Source organism: Candidatus Poriferisocius sp., from assembly GCF_965214065.1.
GTDB lineage: Bacteria > Actinomycetota > Acidimicrobiia > Acidimicrobiales > Bin134 > Poriferisocius.
Genome location: NZ_CBDCAT010000027.1, coordinates 472,324 through 496,483 on the forward strand (window position 1 = coordinate 472,324; position 24,160 = coordinate 496,483).

At 60.3% G+C, this 24,160-nt stretch carries 26 protein-coding genes and 1 tRNA gene; 15 read left to right on the forward strand and 12 right to left on the reverse strand.

From position 1 onward, the window contains the following. Nucleotides 1-16 precede the first annotated feature (16 nt). Genes ACOOGG_RS08500 through rpmH form a run of 6 tightly spaced genes read right to left on the reverse strand, consistent with a single transcriptional unit; the run spans nt 17 to nt 3,502 of the window. Nucleotides 17-616, reverse strand: coding sequence for an RsmG family class I SAM-dependent methyltransferase (locus tag ACOOGG_RS08500; RefSeq protein WP_420434239.1), 600 nt, complete (start codon nt 614-616; stop codon nt 17-19). Then, nucleotides 592-1,518, reverse strand: coding sequence for an RNA-binding cell elongation regulator Jag/EloR (gene jag / locus ACOOGG_RS08505; protein WP_420434241.1), 927 nt, complete (start codon nt 1,516-1,518; stop codon nt 592-594). The genes ACOOGG_RS08500 and jag overlap by 25 nt, the downstream gene beginning before the upstream one ends. Before the next feature lie 2 nt (nt 1,519-1,520). Continuing rightward, on the reverse strand, nt 1,521-2,729 hold the full coding sequence (locus ACOOGG_RS08510) for a YidC/Oxa1 family membrane protein insertase (RefSeq protein WP_420434243.1): 1,209 nt from the start codon (nt 2,727-2,729) through the stop codon (nt 1,521-1,523). Then, a complete protein-coding gene (gene yidD, locus ACOOGG_RS08515; protein ID WP_420434245.1) occupies nt 2,722-2,988 on the reverse strand; it encodes a membrane protein insertion efficiency factor YidD in 267 nt (88 codons plus the stop codon). Before yidD ends, ACOOGG_RS08510 begins: the two co-directional genes overlap by 8 nt. Before the next feature lie 38 nt (nt 2,989-3,026). After that, entirely contained in the window at nt 3,027-3,371 is a 345-nt protein-coding gene (locus tag ACOOGG_RS08520) for a ribonuclease P protein component (RefSeq protein WP_420435187.1), read from the reverse strand. After that, on the reverse strand, nt 3,368-3,502 hold the full coding sequence (gene rpmH / locus ACOOGG_RS08525; RefSeq protein WP_419844918.1) for a 50S ribosomal protein L34: 135 nt from the start codon (nt 3,500-3,502) through the stop codon (nt 3,368-3,370). The genes ACOOGG_RS08520 and rpmH overlap by 4 nt, the downstream gene beginning before the upstream one ends. A 348-nt stretch (nt 3,503-3,850) precedes the next feature. On the opposite strand from rpmH, the gene dnaA reads away from it, so the two are divergent. The 9 genes from dnaA (at nt 3,851) to ACOOGG_RS08570 (ending at nt 14,861) form a co-directional block, all read left to right on the forward strand. After that, nucleotides 3,851-5,230 (forward strand): chromosomal replication initiator protein DnaA, encoded by a 1,380-nt coding sequence (gene dnaA / locus ACOOGG_RS08530; protein WP_420434247.1) that lies wholly within the window; start codon nt 3,851-3,853, stop codon nt 5,228-5,230. 240 nt (nt 5,231-5,470) lie between these two features. Further along, nucleotides 5,471-6,565, forward strand: coding sequence for a DNA polymerase III subunit beta (gene dnaN / locus ACOOGG_RS08535; protein WP_420434249.1), 1,095 nt, complete (start codon nt 5,471-5,473; stop codon nt 6,563-6,565). Between the two features lie 2 nt (nt 6,566-6,567). Further along, nucleotides 6,568-7,653: a DNA replication/repair protein RecF gene (recF, locus tag ACOOGG_RS08540; protein WP_420434251.1), complete on the forward strand. Its 1,086-nt coding sequence runs from the start codon at nt 6,568-6,570 to the stop codon at nt 7,651-7,653. A gap of 35 nt (nt 7,654-7,688) precedes the next feature. After that, nucleotides 7,689-8,009: a DciA family protein gene (locus ACOOGG_RS08545; RefSeq protein ID WP_420434253.1), complete on the forward strand. Its 321-nt coding sequence runs from the start codon at nt 7,689-7,691 to the stop codon at nt 8,007-8,009. A gap of 178 nt (nt 8,010-8,187) precedes the next feature. Continuing rightward, nucleotides 8,188-10,173 carry a DNA gyrase/topoisomerase IV subunit B gene (locus tag ACOOGG_RS08550; protein ID WP_420434255.1) on the forward strand — a complete coding sequence of 662 codons (1,986 nt, stop codon included), beginning with the start codon at nt 8,188-8,190 and terminating at the stop codon, nt 10,171-10,173. 15 nt (nt 10,174-10,188) lie between these two features. Beyond that, nucleotides 10,189-12,657, forward strand: coding sequence for a DNA gyrase subunit A (gene gyrA / locus ACOOGG_RS08555; RefSeq protein WP_420434257.1), 2,469 nt, complete (start codon nt 10,189-10,191; stop codon nt 12,655-12,657). Between the two features lie 393 nt (nt 12,658-13,050). After that, the gene (locus ACOOGG_RS08560; protein ID WP_420434259.1) at nt 13,051-13,584 is read left to right on the forward strand and encodes a DUF3566 domain-containing protein; all 534 of its coding nucleotides are present in this window, start codon (nt 13,051-13,053) and stop codon (nt 13,582-13,584) included. 16 nt (nt 13,585-13,600) lie between these two features. Continuing rightward, nucleotides 13,601-13,674 (forward strand) — tRNA-Ile (locus ACOOGG_RS08565). A gap of 212 nt (nt 13,675-13,886) precedes the next feature. Continuing rightward, complete coding sequence (locus ACOOGG_RS08570; RefSeq protein ID WP_420434261.1) at nt 13,887-14,861, forward strand: NAD(P)-binding domain-containing protein; 975 nt, start codon at nt 13,887-13,889, stop codon at nt 14,859-14,861. On the opposite strand, the gene ACOOGG_RS08575 is transcribed toward ACOOGG_RS08570, so the two are convergent. From ACOOGG_RS08575 to pheA, 6 genes are all read right to left on the reverse strand, one after another. After that, nucleotides 14,858-15,640 carry an inositol monophosphatase family protein gene (locus tag ACOOGG_RS08575; protein WP_420434263.1) on the reverse strand — a complete coding sequence of 261 codons (783 nt, stop codon included), beginning with the start codon at nt 15,638-15,640 and terminating at the stop codon, nt 14,858-14,860. The two genes, ACOOGG_RS08570 and ACOOGG_RS08575, sit on opposite strands and share 4 nt — an antisense overlap. Further along, nucleotides 15,637-16,869, reverse strand: a complete 1,233-nt coding sequence (locus tag ACOOGG_RS08580) for a CaiB/BaiF CoA transferase family protein (protein ID WP_420434265.1) — start codon at nt 16,867-16,869, stop codon at nt 15,637-15,639. Before ACOOGG_RS08580 ends, ACOOGG_RS08575 begins: the two co-directional genes overlap by 4 nt. Continuing rightward, a complete protein-coding gene (locus ACOOGG_RS08585; RefSeq protein WP_420434267.1) occupies nt 16,866-17,579 on the reverse strand; it encodes an SDR family NAD(P)-dependent oxidoreductase in 714 nt (237 codons plus the stop codon). The genes ACOOGG_RS08580 and ACOOGG_RS08585 overlap by 4 nt, the downstream gene beginning before the upstream one ends. Before the next feature lie 85 nt (nt 17,580-17,664). Then, nucleotides 17,665-18,309, reverse strand: coding sequence for a TetR/AcrR family transcriptional regulator (locus ACOOGG_RS08590; RefSeq protein WP_420434269.1), 645 nt, complete (start codon nt 18,307-18,309; stop codon nt 17,665-17,667). Between the two features lie 26 nt (nt 18,310-18,335). Continuing rightward, nucleotides 18,336-19,556 carry an LLM class flavin-dependent oxidoreductase gene (locus ACOOGG_RS08595; protein WP_420434271.1) on the reverse strand — a complete coding sequence of 407 codons (1,221 nt, stop codon included), beginning with the start codon at nt 19,554-19,556 and terminating at the stop codon, nt 18,336-18,338. Nucleotides 19,557-19,622: 66 nt separating this feature from the next. Then, complete coding sequence (gene pheA / locus ACOOGG_RS08600) at nt 19,623-20,570, reverse strand: prephenate dehydratase (RefSeq protein WP_420434273.1); 948 nt, start codon at nt 20,568-20,570, stop codon at nt 19,623-19,625. Between the two features lie 20 nt (nt 20,571-20,590). Here pheA and larB point away from each other — a divergent pair, with 20 nt between their 5' ends. Genes larB through ACOOGG_RS08630 form a run of 6 tightly spaced genes read left to right on the forward strand, consistent with a single transcriptional unit; the run spans nt 20,591 to nt 24,157 of the window. Then, nucleotides 20,591-21,376 carry a nickel pincer cofactor biosynthesis protein LarB gene (larB, locus tag ACOOGG_RS08605; RefSeq protein WP_420434275.1) on the forward strand — a complete coding sequence of 262 codons (786 nt, stop codon included), beginning with the start codon at nt 20,591-20,593 and terminating at the stop codon, nt 21,374-21,376. Next, nucleotides 21,369-22,556 carry a nickel pincer cofactor biosynthesis protein LarC gene (gene larC / locus ACOOGG_RS08610; RefSeq protein WP_420434277.1) on the forward strand — a complete coding sequence of 396 codons (1,188 nt, stop codon included), beginning with the start codon at nt 21,369-21,371 and terminating at the stop codon, nt 22,554-22,556. Before larB ends, larC begins: the two co-directional genes overlap by 8 nt. Nucleotides 22,557-22,566: 10 nt before the next feature. Continuing rightward, nucleotides 22,567-23,283, forward strand: coding sequence for an MBL fold metallo-hydrolase (locus ACOOGG_RS08615; protein WP_420434279.1), 717 nt, complete (start codon nt 22,567-22,569; stop codon nt 23,281-23,283). Next, nucleotides 23,280-23,657 carry a hypothetical protein gene (locus tag ACOOGG_RS08620; protein ID WP_420434281.1) on the forward strand — a complete coding sequence of 126 codons (378 nt, stop codon included), beginning with the start codon at nt 23,280-23,282 and terminating at the stop codon, nt 23,655-23,657. The genes ACOOGG_RS08615 and ACOOGG_RS08620 overlap by 4 nt, the downstream gene beginning before the upstream one ends. Beyond that, complete coding sequence (locus tag ACOOGG_RS08625; RefSeq protein ID WP_420434283.1) at nt 23,654-23,827, forward strand: hypothetical protein; 174 nt, start codon at nt 23,654-23,656, stop codon at nt 23,825-23,827. The genes ACOOGG_RS08620 and ACOOGG_RS08625 overlap by 4 nt, the downstream gene beginning before the upstream one ends. Nucleotides 23,828-23,878: 51 nt before the next feature. Further along, on the forward strand, nt 23,879-24,157 hold the full coding sequence (locus ACOOGG_RS08630) for a carboxymuconolactone decarboxylase family protein (RefSeq protein WP_420434285.1): 279 nt from the start codon (nt 23,879-23,881) through the stop codon (nt 24,155-24,157). Nucleotides 24,158-24,160 lie beyond the last annotated feature (3 nt).

Consider the following 24,160-nt stretch of genomic DNA (forward strand, 5'->3'; position numbering starts at 1 on the left):
CGTGAAACATGCGCGATCAAACGGTCGGAGGGCAAGGAGCCAGTTGGGTAGCGCGGTGGAATCTCGGGACGGTTCGGGTGAGGCGATCGGGGCCTAACCCCAGCGCAGAAAGGGATTCAGCCGGCCAGGGAGTAGCGTCGGGAGCAGCGCTGACGACAAGCTCACCGCCGAGTCGAAGCAGTGGAGCCGCCACCTCCACCACCCGTGATGAGGAGCCGAAACTTCGGGCTGTTACAAGATCGGCCTTGCCGCGGTGCTGCTCCTGGTCTCCCAGATTCTGCGCGGTTTCGTGGCGTACGACCACACGGTCCGACCACCCATTGCTCGCGCAGTGTTGCTCCAAAAACGCCGCCCGGCGCAGAGAAGACTCAACCAGGGTCCACTGGGACCGAGGCCAGGCCGCGACCAAAACGAGAGCTGGCAAACCGCCTCCACTACCCAAGTCCACCGCAATGGTGGGGGTAGCAGCAACGGCCGCGGCAAAGCCCAACGAGTGGTCCATGTGAAGATCGATCGCCTGGCGGCCTATCCAACCCCGTTTCTGGGCTTGGTTGAATACATCCACCAACCTCAAGCGGTCTTCAGCGGAAATCAATTGGGGATGATCACGACCCATCGACGGGGCTCTTGGCCTTCTGAGACGGTACCAACGCCGTCGATCTCAGCCACAACATCGTGAACTACCTTGCGGTCCGCCGCATTCATCGGCTCAAGGGGGCGATCAGCGCCGGTTTCTCGCACCTCCAAAGCGATCTTCTCACAGAACGACTCAAGAGCGGCCCGGCGACGCTCGCGGTAGCCGCCGATGTCGACCCGAATACGACCCTCGCAGTTACCATCCGATTTGCGCTGCACCAACATCCGGGACAGATCTTCCACCGCCCGCAATGTGTTGCCCTTGGGCCCGATGAGCAAGCCCACTCCTTCGGTGTTCTCCACCCTCATTTCCATAGTCTCATCGTCGACGCTCTCGGCGTACACCTCGGCATCCAATTCGAAGGCATCCAACAGCCCGTCCAAAAACTCAACTACTAGGGTGCTCTGCTCTTGCAAGCTCATCTGGTCTTCCATGGGTTTGCTCTTCCTTGCTTGATCCCCTTCAGGGGCATTTGTTGGACGATCTTTGCCAGCTCCTCTATTGGTCTTGCTGGCATTCTGAGGCTTCTTGTGCTGCGGCTCTCGCTGAGACCGCTCTCTATTCGAAGCTCCTGAACTCCGATTCTGGCCTTGGGCGCCTCGGCTACCTCGATTTCTGTCTTCCTTCAAGTTACCCTGTTCAGACTTGCGGCTCCGATTCCGATCCCTTTTGTTGGAAGGGCGGCGGTTCCGCTTCTCACGCGGCAGCACTGGCCGTACTCGAGCTCTGATTCGAGCTTCGGTTCGTCGAAGACCCAACAAAGCGGATTTGGGTTCATCCACAACGGAGAACTCGGCTTCGCTGCGATCTACTCCTAACCGGTCGAGAGCTGCTTCCTCGGCTTGGGCAATGGTTTTGCCGGTGACTTCGAGCCACTCCATGTCTACCTTCTCCTCTTCTTGCGCTGGCGCCGACGATCGGTGGGATGGGACTGATGGCCCTTTTGGGTAGTCCGGCTCGTCTGGCGTTGCTCCGGCGCTGTTTTTGACGACTTGCTGCTTCCCGTCTTGGCCCCCGTCGGTTTCGAGTCTTTCACTCGCGTCTCTTTGGCCTCGGTCTCCTTGATCGCCCGGGACGGCCTCTGCTGTTCAGAGTGCCCCACTTGCGTGCGGCGACTGTCGGTCCGCCGTTTCGGTGGCGTTCTAGATGTGGGCCGCCGACTACCGTGGTCCTGTACCGGTGTGCGCGAGCGGCTCATCGGTTGAGGGGCAGGCTTCGCGGGCTCTGGAACTACTTCTTCTTCCTCGCCATTCGAACTCTCGATCTGAGCCTGGCGCTCCTTGTGGGGGTTGTAGATGCGACGGGTGATCACCGCTTGCTGTCCAACCCGCACGATGTTGGAGCTCACGAAGTACAGATTTAGACCAGCCGGAAAGCCGACCGAGATGATAGGCAAGAACCAGGGCATCAACTTCATGATCATCTGCTGCTGGGGATTCACGGGAGCATCCGGATCTCTGCGGCCGGCGATTTGACGCTGTTGGATGTAACTGGTCACGCCGATCAACACGATCAGCAAAAGGAACGGCAAGGCAGTGGAGAAGGAATCCCGGAATGCATCGGTGAGGCTGGCCGACAAGTCCGTGCTAAGGAAATTCATCTCCGTAGATCCTTCGAGAGCGACCCGCAACTCGGAGTCTGATGCCAAGTACTCCGGGTTGAATGTCCGCTCGGGAAAAGCAGGATTGGGCACTGCATTCTCTCCGAACGGCAGTCTCCAACCTGCATAGTTGCCTAAATCACTGACACGTCGTGTAAGTCCACGAATCAGACGAAAAAGTACAAAGAACACCGGTAGCTGAGCCAGCATGGGAAGGCAGCTGCCTAGTGGATTCACATTGTTGGCCTGATACAGGCGCATCATCTCTTCGTTCATCCGCTGGCGGTCGCCCTGGAACTGCGCCTGAAGCTTTTTGATCTCAGGCTGAAGAGCCGTCATGCGAAGCATGGAACGGGTGGTGTAGAAGGTGAGCGGAGTCAGAACCAGCATCACCGTGAGGGTGAACAGCATGATGGCGATTCCGTAGCTGCTTCCCAGCGTGTAGTACACCGCCAGCAACCAAGCAAGTCCGTCGAACAACGCGTCAAACACCGGTCACCGCCTCGCCTGCCGTGGGATCGGGAGCCAAAAGGCCGCCGGCATCGGGAACCGGGTCCCAGCCTGTAGGAGCTCCCGGGCGACATCTCAACAGTCGACGCAAACCCAGCCAGGAGCCTTTGGCCGCACCATGCACTTCTACCGCTTCAACGGCGTAGTAAGAACAGCTCGGCACATAGCGGCAGGGGCTCGGACGATGGTCGGTGGCCCACTGATACACCATGATCAGGCCTCCGATGGCCCGAGCGGCCATGCTCGTCTCCAAACGGCTGTCCCTGCAGTTACTCGGGCTCACAAAGCAATCCGATCCAACTTTGCCAAACACGTCGTCAGTGAAACCCGCAGGTCAGCATGGGAAAAGCCTTTGGCACCGCGTTGAGTGCCAATTAGGTAGAGGCCAGCTGGCAAGCCAGCGGGAGCTTCTCGATCGAGGCTCTTCACAATCTCCCGCAAGCGGCGGCGGATCTTGTTGCGCATTACCGCACTTCCCGACTGTCGAGGAAGTGCATACGCCACAAGGGCCGCGCCGAGAGAGGGCTCGGGCAAGAAACGAACCCAGAGCAGGTCATGGTCAGCGCGAACACCTTCGTCCCTCAGCCGAGCGAACGCCGAGCGTCCTCTAAACCGTTCAATCAGGCCGACAGCCTTTTACGGCCGCGGCGGCGGCGAGCATTGATAATCGCCCGCCCGCTTCTTGTCATCATTCGGTGCCGAAATCCGTGGCGCCGGGCCCGGCGTTGTACATTCGGCTGATACGTGCGTTTCACAAGTTCCTCCAAGGCCGGGGTGACATCGTCAAGGGGACCGCTCTACCAGCGCCTCCCGTCTCCCGGCATCCCCACTACGCTACGGCCTCGGTCTTCACTACGACAACCAATTGGCGGTCAGGCGTCAACATCAGCCACCTGAGCGACAATGGCAACATTGCCCACGCACGCCTCTGACCTGCGAATTCTTTGTCGGTCCCCCGTGCATAATCAACATCGAAGTGCTACTGTTCGGTGCTCCAATCGAGCAGGTGCCACTTGGTTGGGTACAACAAAGAAAGTCGCAAGTTATCCACAATTTTTACACATATGTGGATATTACTTTAACAATCTTGGAGTTGCCATCAAATGGTGTCAGCAACACTTCTTTGGACTTCCTGCGCCAACAGTATCCGAACTCAAGTCCCTGACGCGGTGTGGCAGTCCACCTTCAATCCAGCAAAACCAACCTCACTTGTTGAAGATGTACTGGAAATCACGGTTCCGAGTACAATTATCAAGGATCGTTTAGAAGGCGAATATTTTGAAGTTTTGCGGAATGCATTAGCGAATTCAAACGCAACCCACATCACATTGAAAATCAGCACCGATCAACAGACAAACGGGGAAGACAATACGTCTGTAACGCTTCCACCACTAACCTCTATGCCCGAAGTAGCTAGTCCTGCTTTAGAGACTAGGCCTACCAATGCGCTCCATCCCAATTATGTCTTCGATAAATTTGTAACTGGACCGTCAAACAGATTTGCACTGGCTGCTGCTTTGTCAGTTGCAGAGACTCCTGGTAAATCATATAACCCATTATTCATCCACGGACATGCAGGTTTAGGCAAGACTCATCTCCTTCAAGCTATTGGACACTACGTCAAAGACCACTACGTAAGCGACCCACGCCACTCGATCACGCGTGTCCTTTATGTATCTACAGAAACTTTTCTCAATCAATTCGTAGACGCTATCCGAACAAACACTCGAAGCGAGTTTAAGCGTAACTACCGCGAAGTTGACGTACTCCTTGTTGATGATATTCAATTCCTAGAAGGTAAGGAAGGCTTACAAGAGGAGTTCTTCCATACATTCAACTCTCTTCACGAAGTCAACAAGCAAATTGTTCTTACCAGTGACCGACCACCAGACGCAATTCCGACACTTGAAGATCGTATGACTAGTCGATTCAAGATGGGACTGCTTACCGATATCCAACCTCCAGATTTAGAAACTAGGCTAGCAATTCTTCGAAAGAAGGCTGAACAATCTAACTTCACAATAGACGACGAAGTACTTACATTTATAGCTAGTAATATCAAGGACAATATTAGAGAACTTGAAGGAGCACTTACCAGGGTAACCGCCTACGCAAGTTTTAACGATAAGCCTCTTAGCCTTGAACTTGCTCAATTTATTCTTCGAGACATCACGGCACGCCGTGAACCACAAGTTGTTACTGCTGACATAATTTTGCAAGCCACAGCAGAACTATTTGGGTTCAATATTGAAGATATCGTTGGCCCAAGGCGTCAGAGGCCCTTGGTAAAAGCTCGCCAAGTATCTATGTACGTGTTTCGGGAGCTGACTGACCTCAGCTATCCAGATATAGCAAGAGTCTTTGGCGGCAGGGACCACACAACCGCAATACATGCCATTCAAAAGATTACTGCACAAATGGCAGAACAACCGGAGACATTCAACCAAGTTACCGGATTGATTCAAAGAATCAAAAATGCTTAGGCCACAGTGCTGGGGATTTATTTGGGGTCAAAATGGGGAAAATGTCTCGCACAGTGGGGACGACATGGCCAATATTCACAGACGACGCTTACCCCTGTTCTAACTTCCCCCTGTCTGTGGAAAATCATAAACGCAGAAAACGCATCCTGACCTGGGAAAATACATTTTGTCCACATTTCCACCGACCTACTGCTGCTAGCAGTAAATATATATAAATATCAATAGAAAGAGAGCAAACCTGTGAAATTCCGATGCGAGCGGGATGCCCTCCTAGAAGCATTGACAACAACAGGCAGAGCAGCTGGAACCAGGGGAGGATTCCACCTTGTGCTGTCCGGTGTCTATATGGCACTGTCCGGTGACGAACTAACCATGACGGCAACCGATCGTGAGTTGACCATTAGAGTACACTTGACTGTGGCGGGAGATGGTGATGGTGAGGCTGTTGTTACTGCTCGGTTGATTGGCGAGGTGGTTCGATCTCTTGATGCTGGTGCGGTCAACGTTAGGGTGGAGGACGGAGAAATCCATATAGATTCGGCTCGTTCTACTTTTTCTTTGCAGACTATGAGTGCCGAAGACTTTCCGAAAGTGACTACTCTCGAGGGTGATCCAGTAGTCTTGGAAGCAGGAGGTCTGCTAACTGCGTTACGCCAGGTCGTGAAAGCAGCCTCGGCTGATGAGTCTCGGCCGGTGTTGACTGGTGTGCTGTTGTCAGCGGAACAAGAAGGACTTCGATTAGTGACAACGGATTCCTATCGCCTTGCGTTGTGTGATCTTCCTGGTTTAGAACTATTGAATTCCGATCAAAGTGTGTTGGTGCCATCGCGGGCACTTCAAGAAGTTATCCGACTACTCGAGGACGATGACCAGGTTAGCTTGAGATTCAGTGAGCACGAGGTATCGTTTGGATTCGGTACAATTGCAGTAACAACACGACTTATTGAGGGGGAATTTCCCAGCTACCAGGGATTGATTCCAACTCACCAGCCAAATCGCTTACGGGTTGGCCGCGAGAGCCTTATCAACGCAGTACGTAGAGTACGTTTGATGGCTCAGGACTCGACACCGATACGACTGGATATGTCATCCGGAGGACTGGAGTTGTCAGCGACTACCCAAGACGTTGGGGAGGCCAGAGAACAGATGGATGCAGTGTACGAAGGGGAAGACCTCACCGTGGCGTTTAATCCCGAGTATTTGCTAGATGGAGCGGAAGCAGCCCCCGGTGAAGAAATTGTATTAAATACTGTGGATGCACTTAAGCCAGCAGTAATTCGTACGACCGAGTCCGAGGAGTTCTTATACTTGTTGATGCCGGTGCGCATTAACTGAAAGTGCGTTTCACTCGTCTTTGGTTGACAGACTTTCGTAACTATTCCCACCTCGAAGTGGATTTACCCGCGGGTACAAGCGTCTTTGTGGGATCCAATGGAGAGGGGAAGACGAATTTATTAGAGGCAATTTACTATCTGGCAACCATGACATCGTTTCGAGTCAGCACTGCGGATGTACTCATTCGAAGCGACCCTGAGGTCTCCCAGGCGGTTGTTAGGGGTGAGGTGGTTGCCGGGGAACGGGAGATGTTGTTCGAGGCCGCGCTGAGGCAATCGAGTCGTTCGCACTATCAGGTCAACAAGCAGCGAGTGCGTCGGCGGGACTTATTGGGACTGATACCGGTGTCGGTGTTCATGCCCGACGACTTAGTGTTGGTAAAAGGCGGTCCGAGCGAACGACGTCGCTACATGGACGAGGCGTTGGCGCAGATCGATTCTCGACTGGACGTTGTTCGGTCCGACGTGGAGAACATACTGCGTCAGCGGAACGCCCTGCTGCGCCAGTCGGGGGGCCGGTTCAGTTCTGAAGTGGCCATGACGTTGGAGGTTTGGGACGACAAGCTCACCGAAGCTGGCGAGCAGTTGGCTGAGGCCCGGAGGAGATTGGCAATGCGGCTCGAACCCAGGACAGCTACTGCCTATACAGAGATTGCCGGGCAGGCTTTGCCTCTGGAGATGGCTTATGAGTCGGCATGGCAATCAGAAGGGTTGAGCGAGGCCCTCCGCCAGGCGCGGAGCGAGGACCTGCGCCGCGGAGTAACCACGGTGGGTCCTCATCGAGACGACCTGTCGGTGCTTCTTGATGGCAGATCGGTTCGCACCCACGCCTCCCAAGGCGAGCAACGGTCGTTGGCGCTGGCACTGCGTCTTGCCGTACATCGCGAGCTGGCGGAAGTGTCTGGGCAATCACCGGTGCTATTGCTAGACGATGTATTTTCCGAGTTGGACCCGGGCCGGTCTCAAGGCGTATTGCGGGCTCTGCGGTCGGAGCAGACGCTGCTCACCTCTGCTGGTCCTTTGTCGTCTGAAATCGCCTACGACGCCCTCTTTCGAGTAACTGCTGGTCGGGTTTATCGTGAAATGTGAACCATGGGGCCTTGGAGTCAGGGCAGACTAAGAAAGTGGGATGGGAGCCCTTACACGAGCCTTCCGGGCCCAGGCGGATAGGGGAGGCCCTCGACCAGGTGGCCTTCCGACTAAAGGCGCCCCGAGCTCAGGTGTTGGCGACGGTGTTCGACGCCTGGGAAGAGCTGGTGGGAGAGGTGTTGGCCGCCCACGCGTCGCCGCTGCGCCTGGTTGAACGCGAGCTGGTTGTGGCAGTGGACGACCCCGCGTGGACTGCTGAAATGAAGTTCTTCAGCGCCGAGCTCATTAGCCGGATCAATGCCGCGGCCAAAGAAGAGGTAGTTACATCGTTGACGGTCCGAGTCCGCTCCCGGTAATCGCTCAATGGGGTCGGGAACCGATTCTCCGATGAGCCAAATGGGCACTGGAAACTGGTAGAATTCTACCATCGGAGGCAGTGTTTTCGACTGGTCTGATCGCAAGGCGAACAACCCGGCAAAAGCGTCTGCCCGACCTACCCACGAAGCCCGTTTAACTGGGCAGAAAAGCCAGTTCGTGACTGACACGTCTGAGTCTTATAGAGCTGAAGACATAACTATCTTGGAAGGCCTCGACGCGGTTAGAACGCGTCCTGGCATGTACATCGGGTCGACATCGGTAACCGGGTTGCACCACTTGGTTTATGAGGTGGTGGACAACGCCGTAGATGAGGCCATGGCTGGCTACTGCTCAACCATCGAAGTGACCCTTTTGGCTGACGGCGGATGCGAAGTGCGGGACGATGGGCGTGGCATTCCCGTCGACGCCCATCCCCAGCATCCCGACATGACTGCGGTAGAAGTCGTGCTTACGCTCTTGCATGCCGGCGGCAAGTTCGGCGGCAATGGCTACAAGGTGTCGGGCGGTCTGCACGGGGTGGGGGTGTCGGTGGTGAATGCTCTGTCCACTCGGCTGGAGGTGGAGATTGATCGGAGTGGCCAGCGACACACGATGTCATTTGCCGACGGTGGGGAGATCACCGAGAAGCTCCGCGTGGCAGGTCCCAGCCCCGACGGTCGCACAGGCACGACGGTCAGTTTCTGGCCCGACGAAAGCATCTTCGATGATGTGCGGTTCAGGGCCCAGGGCTTGCTGGAGCGACTCCAGATGATGGCCTTTTTGAACCGCGACCTGCAGATCAAGTTCCGAGACTTGCGATCTAACGGCACTGGTGGTGCCGACTGGACGGTGTATTGCTATCAAGATGGCATCAGCGACTTCGTCCGAGAAGTAAACAGTTCGAAGGACGCGTTGTTTGAGGAGGTCGGCTTCTTCGCCCAAGAGGAGGTCGGCGACGAAGTGGAGGTAGCCTTTCAGTGGAACACCGGCTACAACACCGACGGCCTGCACTCCTTTGCCAACGGCATTAACACTGTTGAGGGGGGTATGCACGAGGAGGGCTTTCGCACCGGGCTCACCAGCGTGATCAACCGCTACTGCCGGGACAAGGGGCACCTCAAAGAAAAGGACGACAATTTGGCCGGAGAGGACATCCGGGAGGGTTTGACGGCCATCGTCAGCGTGCGGCTGCGGGATCCGCAGTTCGAGGGCCAGACCAAGGCGAAGTTGGGGAATGCCTCGATTCGCTCGCTGGTGGTGCGGGCCACCAACGAGAAGCTGTCCGAATGGTTGGAGGAGAACCCTGCTGACGCCCGCAAGATTGTGACCAAGTGTCTCCAGGCCCAGAAGGCCAGGTTGGCGGCCCGGCAGGCCCGGGATGCCACTCGGCGCAAGTCGGCCTTGGACGGTGCCGGACTGCCTGGAAAGCTGGTGGACTGCACTTCTACTGTTCGCGACGAATGCGAGCTGTTCATCGTGGAGGGCAACTCGGCAGGCGGCTCGGCTAAGGACGCCAGAGACCCCAAGACCATGGCCATTCTCCCCATTCGGGGGAAGATCTTGAACGTGGAGCGGGTACAGGCCGACCGGATGCTTCGCAACACCGAAATACAGGCGCTGGTGGCGGCCATCGGAGCGGGTTTTGGTGATGATTTCGATATCGCGGATAGCAACGGCGCCAAAGAGAAGGAGGAGGGTGTTCCCGAGGCCAAGTCCCGAGTGCGCTATGGCAAGGTGATTCTCTTGGCTGACGCCGATGTGGACGGCAGCCATATCCGCACCCTGTTGCTCACGTTCTTCTACCGCCAGATGCACAAGCTGGTAGAGCGAGGCCAGGTGTACATCGCCCAGCCGCCGCTGTATTCCACCGAGGTGGGCAGATCGAAGGTCTACCTCAAAGACGACCACGCCAAGGAGGCATTTCTGGCGGAGAACTCCAAGCATAGCGGGGAGTTTCAACGGCTTAAGGGCCTCGGCGAGATGGACTCCGAAGAGCTGTGGTCCACCACCATGGATCCAGCTCGCCGCACACTGCTACGCGTTTCGGTGGAACAGGCCGCGGTGGCCGATCAGGTGTTCTCCAAGCTGATGGGGGAAGACGTGCAGCGCCGCAAGCAATTCATCCAAACCAACGCCAAAGACGTCCGCTTTTTGGACATATGAGCGCAAAGGATTGCTGTGCCCGACGAGCCTGATACCTCTCAAGAGTCTGAAGGGGCAACCGTCGGTTCAATTCAGGACATCGACATCCAAACCGAGATGGAGCAGTCGTTTTTGGACTACGCCATGTCGGTCATCACCGCTCGAGCGCTACCCGATGCGCGTGACGGGCTCAAGCCGGTCCACCGCCGCATCCTCTGGGGGATGTACGACCAGGGGACCCGGCCCAATCGGCCGTATGTGAAATGTGCCCGAGTGGTGGGTGACGTCATGGGTAAGTACCACCCCCATGGCGATCAGGCCATCTACGACGCCCTCGTGAGGCTGGGGCAGAGTTTTTCCCTGCGGCACCCGCTGATCGATCCCCACGGGAACTTCGGATCTCCCAACGATCCGCCAGCGGCGATGCGCTACACCGAATGCCGGCTCCACGAGCTGGCCATGCGGCTATTGGACGGCATCGATGAGCAGACCGTCGACTTTGCCGACAACTTTGACGCCTCCGAGCAGGAGCCGAAGGTGTTGCCCGCTCGGTTCCCCAATCTTCTGGTGAACGGCAGCCAGGGAATCGCAGTGGGAATGGCCACCAACATTCCTCCTCACAACCTAGGCGAGGTCATCGACGCGGTTAACCACCTGTTGGAGAACCCAGAAGCCACCAACGAGAGCCTCATGGGATTTGTGAAAGGCCCTGACTTTCCCACTCGAGGTCGCATCATGGGCTATCAGGGCATCCGCGACGCCTACGCCACCGGTCAGGGAACCATTAAGGTGCGGGCCTCGGCTGAGATAGTGGAGAGCGGTGCCAGTACCCGCATCGTGGTCACCGAGATTCCGTACCAAACCAGTGCAGAGGTCATAGAGGAGAAGGTGGCCGACTTGGTGAATCGGCGGGTGATCGAAGGGATCCGCCAGATCCACAACGAGTCGGCCAAGGGGCGAACAAGGCTCGTGTTCGAATTGAAGAGGGATGCCCCCGCCCTAGTGGTGCTCAACAACTTGTACAAGTACTCGCCGCTGCAAACCAGCTTTCCGGTGAACATGGTGGCGTTGGCCGACGGCGTGCCGCGGACCATGACCTTGCGCGATTGCCTTGCGGCCTACGCGGGGCACCAGCAAGAGGTGGTACGTCGGCGTACCGAGTTCCGCTTGGATGAGGCCCGCCGCCGGGAACATATCCTGGAGGGCCTGGTGCGGGCGGTGGACATGATCGACGCGATCATCGCGGCGATCCGGGCGTCCGAGAACCGGACGGCGGCTCGGGCCACGCTGATGGGCGAGCAGTTCGAATTCAGCGAAATCCAGGCCAACCACATTCTCGACATGGCGTTGGGTCGGCTCACCCAACTGGGAACCCAAGAGCTGAATGACGAGTTGGCCGAGAAGCGAGCACTGATCGTGGAGCTTGGGGCCATTTTGGCCGATGACGCCATGCTGCGAACCGTGATCCGAGAAGAGCTACTGGAGGTTCGAGAGGAGTTTGCCACCGATCGGCGCACCCAGATCATGGCCGACGACGGCGACATCAACATCGAGGATCTGATCGACGACGAAGACTTGATCTTCAGCCTCAGCGCCGCGGGATACGTCAAGACGGTGGCGCCCGACGAGTTCAAGACCCAGGGTCGAGGCGGCAAAGGAGTTATCGGCGCCAACCTGAAAGACGGCGATTACATCGCCACGCTCATCCACACCACCGCCCACGCCTACTTGATGTTCTTCACCAATATGGGGCGGGTGTACCGCATCAAAGCCCACGAGGTGCCCCGAACCAGCCGTACCGCCCGGGGCATGGCCATTGTAAACATGCTGCATCTAGCTCCAGACGAGACCGTATCCGCGGTCATCGACACCCGGGACTACGAGACTATGCGGTATCTGCTGTTTGTGACCCGCCGCGGCGTGGTCAAGCGGACCCGGTTCTTGGAGTACGACAAGTCTCGGTCTCGGGGGCTCATTGCCATCAATCTGCGAGAGGGCGACGAGCTGGTGCGAGTCCTACCCACCGGGGGAGGCGATGATATCTGCTTGGTTAGCGAATCCGGCCGGCTCATGCGCTTCCCCGAGTCGGAGGTGCGCTCTATGGGGCGTAGCGCGGCCGGAGTGCGGGGGATGCGGCTGAAGGACGATGACGTGGTGGTGGCGGCCAGCGCCGTACAGCCTGGAGAAGAGATGCTGCTGGCCACTAATCAGGGTTTTGGCAAGCGGGTGCCGTTGGAGCATTTTCGGGCCAAGCGCCGGGGCGGCCAGGGGGTTATCGCCATGAAGCTGCCCGGGGGACGAGGGGCTGTGGTGGCGGCCCGGGTGGTTTCCCCGGATGACGAGGTTTTCGCCGTGGCCTCCAACGGGGCAACCATCAGGATCCCGGTTTCATCGGTTTCGGTACAAGGGGCCCATGCCGCCGGCGTCCGAGTCATGACCCTGACGGAGGATCAGACATTGGCAGCCATCGCACCGGTTTTATCCGCTTCAGAGGACGAGGAGTAGTCTTCTCTGAGCTAAATCTTCCCCCGTGAGATGACTATGGAGCAGCCTTGTGGACGAGCGGGGATCGATCACGGTCTTGGGTGTGGGGATGTTGGCGTTAATCGGAATGGCGATGGTGTTGTTGGGACATCTTGGGGCCGACGCTGTTCGCCGGGCCCGAGCGACGTCTATAGCAGATGCAGTGGCGATGGCCGCGGCGGCGGAACCGTCAGCCGGGCCGGGAATTGCCGCGGCTAACGGAGCGACGCTGACCTCGTTGACCAGAGACGGATACCAGACAGAGGTGGTGGTGCGCCGGGATGGGGCTACCGCAGCGGCCAGAGCCGAGTTTCTGCCTCCGAAGTGGTGGCAGTGCCAATCTTTTCCGACCGGCGATCCCGTACACTTCGAGTCGTGTCCATTGACCCCGGTCGGGTGAGCGACCCTCCGGCTGCGCCGGTGCCCGCTCCAGCCTCGGCGCGCCAGCCGGTGAAGGTGACCCCGAGGGAGTACCGGCGGGCGGTGCGGTTGCAGGCCCGCAGGGTGCGCCGGGTGATACGGCACATCGAGCCGTGGTCGGTGCTGAAGATCTCATTGATCTTCTATGTGTGTTTGTGGGTGATCGTCATGCTGGCCGGAGTGATGTTGTGGAGCATCGCGGTGGGGTCGGGCACGGTGGACGACACCGAGTCGTTCATTGAGGAGTTGTTCGCGCTGCAAGAGTTCAAGTTCAACGCCAACCAGATATTCCGGGGCTTTGCCGTCGGCGGACTGGTGCTAGTGGTGGCGGGCACCTTCTTCAATGTCTTGTTGTGCGTTTTGTTCAACCTCATCAGCGACTTGACCGGGGGTATGAGGGTCACGGTCATTGAGGAGGAAACGGCTCGGCAACGGCCTCGGACTCGACCACCTCGATTTCGTTGGCCTAACTGGATTGCCCGTAAGTAGGCTTGCCGTCCGGCTGGGGGCTATAGCTCAGTCGGTTAGAGCGCACCCCTGATAAGGGTGAGGTCGCTGGTTCGAATCCAGCTAGCCCCACACTCCCCATTTCAAGCCCGGTTGCGGCTGAACTGGGGTTCGTTAGGATGGGAGATGTGAAGATTCTGCGGAGAGCCTTGGTTGCTCTAGCCGGGGCGGCTGCTATTGCGGCCATCTTGCGCGCTCGGGGAACCGGAGGAGCGCCGCCTCAGTCGGGCGGCTGGCGCCAGATCAGCGGCAATAGCTAATTCTGGCTGCTTCTACTGAGCTGCATGGACATATTGATTGTTGGCGCGGGCGTCGTCGGCGCAGGGGTGGTCGAGAGCTTGGCCAACGCACCGTCTATCCCGGTCGGGCGGGTGGCCATAGTTGATCGCAATCCCCACCAGGCCTGGCAGTTGTCGGAGAAATACGGCTTGCCGGTCACCATTGGCAGCCTTGACGACTCAGCCGATGTGGTGGTGCTGGCCACTGCATCAGGGAGTCAAGCCCGGTTGGCCCGTCGGTTCTTGTCCCGGGGCAGAGTAATTCTCTCCACGTCTGATTCAGTTGCCGATGTCAGACGGTTGTTGGACATGCACGGCGCAGCCCAGCGCCAGGACGCGTTGGTGGTGGCCGGGGTGGGCATGGCTCCTGGGCTGACCGATGTTTTGGCCGTTCGAGCGGCTGCTGAATTCGATCGCGTGACTGAGGTGCATGTCGCCAAGTTCGGCACCGGGGGGCCAGCTTGTGCCCGCCAGCACCACAAGGCTCTGAGTTCTCTGGCGTTGGAGTGGCGCAGCGGGTGGAAGCAGCGACCGGGGGGCTCGGGTCGGGAGTTGTGCTGGTTCCCGAGCCCGGTGGACGCGTCCGACTGTTACCGGGCGGCGCTGCCGGACCCGATGTTGCTGGCTCGAAAGTTCAACGGTGCAAATCGAATAACTGCTCGGATGGCAGCTACTCGCCGGGATCGCTTCAGCTCTTGGCTGCCCATGCTGCGACCACCGCATCCCGAGGGAAAGCTGGGGGCGGTCAGGGTTGAGATACGAGGGCAGAAGGGCCAGAAGTGGACTGGTCGGATCTTGGGCGCTTCGGCACCGCCGGGAAACGTTACAGCCGCAGTTTTGGTGAGCGCGATCGAGCTATTTGCAGCAGAAAAGTTGCGTCAGATTGGGGCCATGGGTTTGGCGGAGGTGGTGGACGCAGCCGAGTTCTTGGATGCTCTAGAAGGGCAAAAGATTGTCTGTGAGGAGTTTTCTGGCGCCTAGTTGCCGCGCAGACGAGTGAGAAGGTCGTCGTGGATGGCACCGTTGCTGGCTAGCCAGTCGCCGGCGCTGGCGGTGGTGCTGCCGTTCCACTGGGTGATGCGGCCACCAGCTTCGGGGACGATAACCAGCATGGGGGCGATGTCCCAGAGGTTTAGGCCGGGGTCGATCATGGCGTCGACCCGGCCGGTGGCCACCAGGACGTAGCCGTAGCCGTCGCCCCAGGTGCGCATTCGAGCTCCGGATTGGCTCACCCTGGGGAAGGCGCCCTCGGGCCACCATTCGAATCCCGATGCTGAAAGATACGACCGGCCCAAGTCATCTTGGGAGCTCACCTGGCAGCGGCGGCCGTTGTGATAGCAGCCCAGGCCTCGGCCGGCCCATACCGCTTCGTCGAGAGGTGGGACAGCGGCGATGCCAATGGCCGGGCCGTGCTGATCGATCAGGGCCAGCAAAGTGGTGTACAGGGGCACGCCCCGGACGAAGCTGCGGGTGCCATCGATGGGGTCGATGATCCAGGTTCGCCCCGATGTGCCCTGCTCTTCGGGGAACTCCTCGCCGATCACGCCGTCATCGGGGAACTGCTTGGACAAAGCCTCCCGAAGAAGAGCCTCGGCCGCCTTGTCGGCTTCGGTCACCGGGGAGCCGTCATCCTTGCGCCCCACCGACAACTCGTGATCGTTGAACCAGTCCAGCGTGAGCCGTCCGGCCTCCCGGGCCAGCTCAACGGACTCGTTCAGCAGCTCGGCATCGACCGTATCAGCCGAGGCGGGTTCGGTCATCCGAGAATGCCCTGGTCCCGCAGGGCGGCCAGCCGATCACCGCTCAATCCCAGCAACTCGCTCAGCACCTCCTCAGTCTGCTGGCCGACGGTGGGGGCGTGGGTGGGGGTTGGGAGCTCCTCGTCGAAGAACTTGACCGGAAGGGGGAGCTGCTCGCAACCTACCTGATCGACGGAGAACAGCGGCAGCCGATCTTGGAATTGCGGGTCGTCGACCACGTTCTTGGCGTTGTTCACCGGGGCGATGGGGGTGTTCACCCGGTCGCCGAACTCCAGCCACTCTGCGCTGCTCTTGGTGCGGAAGATGTCCCGCAGCTCCCGTTGCAACTCCAGATTGCCCCGGGCGTGGTCGGCGTATTTCGAACCCGGCCAACGGTCGAACAGGTCCATCCGATCGAGGGCCTCGCAGAAGTTGCGCCAAAAGGCCTGTTCGGAGGCCATGAACAGCACGTGGCCGTCGGATGACTCGTACATCTGGTAGCGGACGCCTTCCCACATGCCGGCCAGGCCGGGCGCTCGGCGCTCATAGTCGTCAGAGGGGTTGCCGGTCACCTCGTCCTCGGGTCGTTCGTAGGCCTTCCAAGTCTCGATGCGGTACCAGTCCATGTAGGCGGCTGCGTCGGACTGGGCCAGCTCGAGACGACAGCCCTCGCCGGTTTCCCGAGCTCGGATAATTCCTGCTAGCAGGGCGAACGCGCCGATGAGAGGGGCGATGTTGATTCCGATGTTGGGCATCTCCGGGATGCGGCAGAAGCCCTCGTCGTCGTATGTGGGAGGGATGAGTCCGGCCCACGTGTCATAGGCGATGCCGTGGCTGGGCATGTCCTTATAGGGGCCGGTCATGCCGTATCCGCTGATGGTGGCGAACACGATCTTGGGGTTCACTTCCTTGAGCTGCTCGTAGCCCAAGCCCCGCCGCTCCAGTGCACCGGGCCTCATGGCCTCAACCACGGCATCGGCGTTGCGGGCCAAGTCGAAATAGAGTTCCACCCCTTCGGGCTGGCGCAGGTCGAGCACGATGCTGCGCTTGCCCCGGTGGGTGTGCAGATGCAGCAGCGAGACCCCATTGACAATGGGCCAGGTCATCTGGCGGATGTAATCACCTTGGGGGGGCTCAACCTTGATGACGTCGGCCCCGAGGTCGGACAAGAAAGTGGTCAGGAATCCGGGGCCAAGCAGCGAGCTCTCAATAATGCGAAGGCCGCCGAGGGGCGGTGTTTTGCGGTTCATGTCATTGTCCCCCCGTCAGCCCTGATAACGATCCCATTGCAATAACTGGCATCGTCGCTGGCCAGAAAGGCGAAAGCTGCGGCCAGCTCGGCAGGTTGTCCGGCACGCTCAAAGGGAATGATGCGGGTCATAAGGGTGAGATCCACGTCTTCGGGAGGAGTGAACTGCGCCCCGATTGCTGTCTCAACTCCGCCAGGGGCGACGCAGTTGACCCGCAGGCCCGATTTCCCGTTGGTGATTGCCATGGTCTGGGTGAGGGCGATGACCCCGCCCTTGGAGGCGGAGTAGACAGAGCTCCACGGCTGGGCGTGGGTGCCTGCGGTGGAGGCGGTGTTGACGATGTTGCCCTGGGACTCGAGCAAGTGGGGCAAGCAGGCTTGGGACATGAAATAGGTGCCGGTGAGGTTCACCCCTATAACCCGGTTCCACCGTTCGAGGGTTTCGTCTTCGTCCCGGGAGAAATGGCCAATGCCGGCGATGTTGCACAGCACGTCGATGCGGCCGTAGGCATCCATGACCTGGGCGACGGTGGGGGCGATAGCATCCTGGTTGAGCAGGTCCAGCTGTATGGCCAGGTCAACGTCGTCAACCGGATCTCGGTCGATGCCTACTACGGTGCCGCCCTCTGAGCGCAGACGGTCAGCAGTGGCCCGTCCGATGCCGGAAGCCGCGCCGGTGACAATGGCGATTTTGTCTTCAAATCGATTCATGCCCAAAGCATGGCCTATTGGGGCGGCCGGGGATGCATCAGAGCAGTGCGAACGGCCTGACAAAGCCGATGGTGACTGGGGCCAATTACCGGCTGGCGCTTTGCGGTGCTGTCCCGGCCGCAGTCCGAGAGGGTGCCTCGATAATCCCGGTCAACATGTCCACCAGATTGGCGGCATACACGTTGTCTTCAGTGGCGAGGGGATCGCCTGCTTCGATGCGGCGGGCTCGCTCGGCCAGCGACGCCGTCATCAGCTGGATCATGCCCAGAACGCGTTCGTCTCGTTGGGCTTTGTCGTCAACCGATGAGCAATCTCGCAACAGCCGCAAGATGGCGTTGAGGTTTGCCGGCACATGGGTGGGATCGAAATCCCAGCGGCTGAACTCCGCGCTGAGCTGGGCCACGATCCGCAGGTAGCACCGACCACTGGCGGTGGCCAGCCGGCGGGTGAGGGGCTGAATCAGCGCCTCGATGAGAGCGGGCGTTTGGTCGTCATCCAAAGCGGCCCACACTTCGCCCCGGTCTTGGTCGATGGGCTCACCGTGCTCCCGAAGAATGGCGTCGAGCACACCGTTACGGGAGCCGAAGTGATAGGTGAGTGCCGAGCTGTTCTTTTGCCCGGCGGCAGCCACGATGTCTTGCACCCGCACCCGCCAAATGCCCTGCTCGGCGAACAGGCGTTCGGCCTCGGCGATCAGTCGGGCTCGGGTTTCGGTGGCGTCGCGCGGCACAGCCGCTAGTCCTCAGTTCGGTCGGGCTACTTGCCGGGGCCCAGGGGCAATATGGCGGTTTCGGGGATGAGTTCCACGTCGATGCCGTCGGGCAGCGGGAACTCGAAGTCGGGATATCGGCGCTGGGCGGTGGCCCGGTAGCGGTCGGTGGAGTGGACCGGGTCGGGGTCGTACTCGGGGATCACCTTGGTGCCGAACACTTCGAGCATCTCGTCGATCTCATCGTGCTCCATGCCCTCGCCGGGCAAGCCGAACACCACCTGGTCGCAGCCGACTGTCTGGTAGCGGGCCACCTGCTCGCACACCTCTTCGGCGTTGCCGCACAACATGTAGCCGCCGGCAATGGCCCCGTCGAGCATCTCGTCGGTCCACTCGATCTGGTTGGGTGTAGAGGGCCAGGTGATGGCGTCGGGGGACTTGGGCATGGTGTCGTGGTAGAGGTTCACCATGGTAACCAGATAGCCCCGTCCCTTGGACTTGGCGATCTCCCGGGCCCGTTCCCGATCTTCCAAGCAGATGACCGCGTTGGTCATCATCAAGTTGTCGTTCTTGAACTGGCCGATCTGCTCCACCGGGCTCTGGATGGCCTCCTTGTAGGCGTCTATCCGGCCCCTGAGGTTGAAGATGGGCTCGAAGTTGAAGGCGATGGCGCCGATGCCCAGCGACCCGGCCTTGGCGAATGTGGGAGGGTTGCCGCACGCCACCCAGATGGGGGGATGGCCGGGGCCGTGGGGTTTGGGCAGCACGTTGTGGGGCTTGGGCACCGAGAAGTGCTCGCCCTCGAAGCAGTAGTCGCGCTGCTCCCACATGCGGGGAATCTCCCGAATGACCTCGTCCCACATCGACTTGGTCTCGGGCGGGGTCAGTCCGCCGAAGGTGGCCACCTCGTGGCTGCCCGCGCCTCGACCGGTGCCGAACTCGAAGCGGTTCTCTGTGATGTGGTCGAGCATGGCGGCCCGCTCGGCGATGCGCACCGGGTGCTCCTTGGCGGTGGGCAGGCTGGTGATACCGGTGGAGAGATGGATCCGCTCGGTTTGGGCTGCCACATAACCCATGACCGGGGCAGGGGCCGACATGTGGCTGTACTCGGTGAGGCAGTGGTGCTCACCGAACCACGCGTACTTCCAGTTGTACTTGTCCGCGGTGATGACGTAGTGGGCCTCCCGCATCAAAGCGGTGTGCTCAGCCTCGGTGTCGTGGGCTGCTGGCCCAGGGATGTAGCCGTTGACGAAAATGCCGAACTCCATGGTCTCCTCCGCGTCCGTGGGGCGATGTGGCTCTAGTGCTAATGGATGTTATTAGAACCTGTCAAGTCAGGGGTTCCCCACTTGGCCGCGCAGATCATCGATCCAACTCTGAGCTTCAGCCCATGCCGTGGTGGCCGCGGCGCTCTGTTCTTCATTTCCTCTTGTGTTGGTGGGGTAGGAGCCGAGGAACTTCACCTCGCCGTGTTTGGCCACGATGCTGGTGAGGCAGTCGGCCACCAACTGGTCGGCCACATGGCCTTCGAGGTCGATTAGGAAGCAGTAGTCACCCAGCGCCTTCTTGGTGGGGCGAGACTCCAGCTTGGTGAGATTGATGGAACGGGCTGCGAATTCGGCGAGGATGCCCATGAGCGAGCCCGACCGGTCGGCCCGCTGGAATACCACAATGGAGGTCTTGTCGTGTCCGGTGGAGGTGGGTACCCCCGAGCGGGACACCGCCACGAAGCGGGTTTGATTCTCCGGGTGGTCCTCGATGTCGGTGGCGATCATGTCCAACCCGTATATGTGCTGCGACAAGGCAGTGCCGATGGCCGCGGCGGTCTTGTCGTTGGAGACCGCGAGATCGCGAACCGCGGCGGCGGTCGAATTGGCCGCGATCTCCTCGGCGTGGGGGAGGTTCTCGGTCAAATAGCGTCGGCACTGGGCGGTTGCGACGGGGAAGCTGATCACCCGGCGGATCTCGTCCATCGAGGTGCCGGAATAACCCAATAGGTGGAGGCGAACGTCGATGACCACTTCTCGCTGGATGAGCAGATTGTGCTCGAAGATCAAAGCGTCGAGGGCGACGTTGACCGTCCCCTCGATGGAATTCTCGATGGCGGTGAAACCCAGATCGGCCCGGCCATCAGCGGCCGCGCCAAGGACTTCGGGGATTGATCGGCACAAGAGATGGTCGGCATCTGCCAAGTCGGATTGGGTGAGAAGCGCTTCTTCGGTAAACGTGCCCGGGGGTCCCAGGTAGGCCACTTGGCTGGCTGATCGGGCAGAAGCAGTCACAGAAGGGCAGGATAGTGGTAGTGGATGAGGCTTTTGTTCGGCAATTGATGGCAGACGTGCGCGATGGCACAGTGAACGCTGACGACGCAGTCCGGCAATTGCGCCGCCTGCCCTTTGCCGATTTGGGGTTTGCCCGGGTGGACCATCATCGCAGCCTCAGACAAGGGATGGCCGAGGTTGTCTACGCGCCGGGCAAAACGCCAGAGCAGTGCGCCGCCATTGTGAGGGAGCTGGTGGCCCGACCATCCGGGCCGGTGCTGTTGACCCGGGCGTCGGCCGCGCAGGCCTCGGCCGCGTTGACCGTCAACCCCGAGGGAGAGCGCTACGACGCCACCGTGGTCTGGCGGCCGGCGCCGCCGAGGTCCGAGCGGGTGGTGCTGGCCGCGGCGGGCACCGCCGATCTGCCGGTGGCCGACGAGTGCGGGGTGGTGCTGGCTGCTCATGGACTGGCCCCGCGGCGGCTGAACGACGTAGGGGTGGCCGGGCTCCACCGGATACTGGCGGAGGCAGAGGCGCTGGAATCGGCCGATGCCGTGGTGGTGGTGGCCGGAATGGAGGGGGCGTTGGCCTCTGTGGTGGGCGGGCTTACCGCGGCGCCGATAGTGGCGGTGCCCACTAGTGCGGGCTACGGCTCCTCTCTGGAGGGTGTCACTGCGCTGTTGGCCATGCTGTCTTCATGTGCCGCGGGGGTGACCGTGGTGGGGGTGGACAACGGCTTCGGCGCGGCCTGCGCAGTATTGCGGTTGTTCAAGTCGAGGGAGCGGGCAGCTTCGGATGCGGGGTTGAGCGGAGCAAGCGATGTCTGAACCGGCCCGCATTGCCTGGTTTCACTGCTTCAGCGGGATCGCGGGCGACATGGCGCTGGGGGCGTTGATCGACGCCGGCGCCGATGTGGCCGACGTGCGGGACATATGCGAATTGCTGCCCGTGGGAGGGTGGGACTTACAAGCTCAACCCACCCAGCGGGGAGGCATTGCGGCCACCGACGTGAGGGTTATCGCCCAGGAGACCTCGGTGGTGCGCACGGCTAGCCACATCAACGCGCTGATCGGAGAGGCCAGGCTGCCCGATCGGGTGGCCGACCGGGCTTTGGCGGTGTTCGACGCCCTGTCGCGAGCCGAGGGGAAGCTGCACCGCCGTCCGCTCGAGCAGGTCCACTTCCATGAGGTCGGCGGTCTGGACGCCATCATCGACGTGGTTGGCACGTGCGCCGCATTGGAGGTGCTGGAAATCAACGAGGTCCACTCCAGTGCAGTGGCCTGTGGGCGAGGGATGATTCGCAGTGCCCACGGGAGACTGCCCAACCCGCCGCCTGCGGTGGTGGAGCTCTTGGTGGGGTGTCCCACGTTTGGGCTGGATGTGGGACTGGAGCTGACTACGCCTACCGGGGCAGCGATCTTGTCTGCGTTGTCCGCAGGTTGGGGCCCCATGCCGTCGATGACGATCTCGTCCGCCGGGTTCGGCGCGGGCGACAACCAGATGGAAGACCGCCCCAACCTCACCCAGGTGGTAGTGGGCACAATGTCGGCGGCGCGCCCTGAGGGCCAGCCAGTGATGCTGTTCGAGACCAACGTGGATGACGCCACCGGGGAAACGTTGGCTCACACGGTGGCTTCGTTGTTGGACTCGGGGGCTCATGATGCTTGGATTACGCCGATCGTGATGAAGAAAGGACGGCCCGCGTACACGGTGAGCGCTTTGGCTGATCCTGCAGTGGGCGATCAGGTAGCGGCCACGTTGGCCGATGAGACCGGCTCGCTGGGAGTTCGGGGGCAGTTGATCGAGCGCTGGCCTCGGTCACGGTTCGAGCATGAGGTAGATGTGGATGGGCGGCGGGTTCGCGTCAAAGTGGGCACTGGTCGGGTGAAGGTGGAGCACGATGAGGCAGTGCGAGCCTCGAAGCTGTTGGGGCTGCCGGTGAGGGAAGTTGTGTCGTTGGCAGAGGAGGCGTGGCGGCGACAGGGGGATGACGAGCCGGTTGCGTAGAATCGAGCCCGTGGAAGGCGAGCGCCTGTATTTTCGACAGCTGTTGACGGGGCGGGATATTGCTAATGGCGACATGATGGCTCGTCAGATGGTGAACTTCGTTTACTTGATTGGGGATCGGGAGACGGGGGAAGCGGTCGTGGTGGATCCGGCTTATGACCCCGAGGGGATTGTGGCGCTGGTGGAAGCCGATGGGATGCGGCTCACTGGGGTGCTGGCCACGCACTACCACCCTGATCATGTAGGCGGGTCGATGATGCAGTTCTCGATTACGGGCGTAGCGGAGCTGTTAGAGCTGGTGTCGGTTCCGGTGCATGTGCAAGCTGATGAGGCTCGCTATGTCAGCATGACCACCGGGCTGGAAGACGACGACCTGTGCTTGCACCAAAGCGGCGATGTGCTGTCGGTGGGAGCGGTGGACATCGAGATGATCCACACGCCGGGCCACACCCCCGGGAGCCAGTGCTTTTTGACCAATGGGCGATTGGTGGCCGGCGACACGCTTTTCTTGGAGGGGTGCGGACGAACCGATCTGCCGGGGAGCGACCCTGCCGCCATGTATGAGAGCTTGACACAGCGGCTGGCCCGAGTTCCCGACAGCGCGACGCTTTACCCCGGCCACCTGTACTCGCCCCAGCCGTCGGCTTCTATGGGCGAGACCCGGCGAACCAACTATGTGTACATGCCCCGCTCAGCCGAGCAGTGGCTGGCCATGTTCGGCGGGTGAGCAGGATGGTTGCGTCCCCGGCGAGAGATCCTCTGGCGGCTTTGGACCCTCATGTCTCCGAACCGTTGGATGAATTGGTTCAGGCTCTCGATGGGACGGGAGTAGATGCCAGCTTGCTGGAGCTGTGTGCAGCTCGGGTTGAGCGGATGATTGGCGGTGAAGCTTCTGCTCGTGCTCCCTTAGACGCCCGGGAGAAGGTCGTGTTGGCCTTCACCGAGCAGTATGTGCTGGATGCCCACGGCGTGACCGACGAGCTGTGCGCCGAATTGAACACCTATCTTTCGCCGCCGGAGTTGGCCGCGCTCACCACCGCTATCGCCACATTTGAGGCCTTGGCTCGCAGCCGGGCTGCACTGAGAGGAGTTATCCAATGACCAGAATCGCTGTCCCCGAAGGGGGAATGTCGCTGTTCGACCACCAACCCGAGCTGTTCGCGGTGTTCAACCGCTTCTACGGCACGCTGTGGAGCGAAGGGCAGCTGGATCAGGCCACCAAGGAGGTGGGCCGGCTCCGCAACGCCCGGGTCAACGACTGCAACATTTGAAAGAACCTCCGCTTCGCAGGTGCGAAGCAGCAGGGGCTTACCGACGACCTGGTGGCCCAGATCCAAGACGGCTACGACCATAGCGACCTGCCGGATCGGTTGAAGCTGGCATTGCGAATGGCTGACGCCGTGATCTCCGACCCGTCAGGGCTCAGTCCGGCGGACCAAGCGGCGCTCAGCGAGGAGTTCACCCCAGCCGAACTGGCCGAACTGGCCCTCACGGTGGCCATGGCCGCGGGATTCTCCAAAGCAGCTATTGCCTGGGGCCCGCCCCCGGTCATACCGGTGACCGAGGTCCCAACCCCCACCCCCGATGGGACGGTGGGCTGAGAC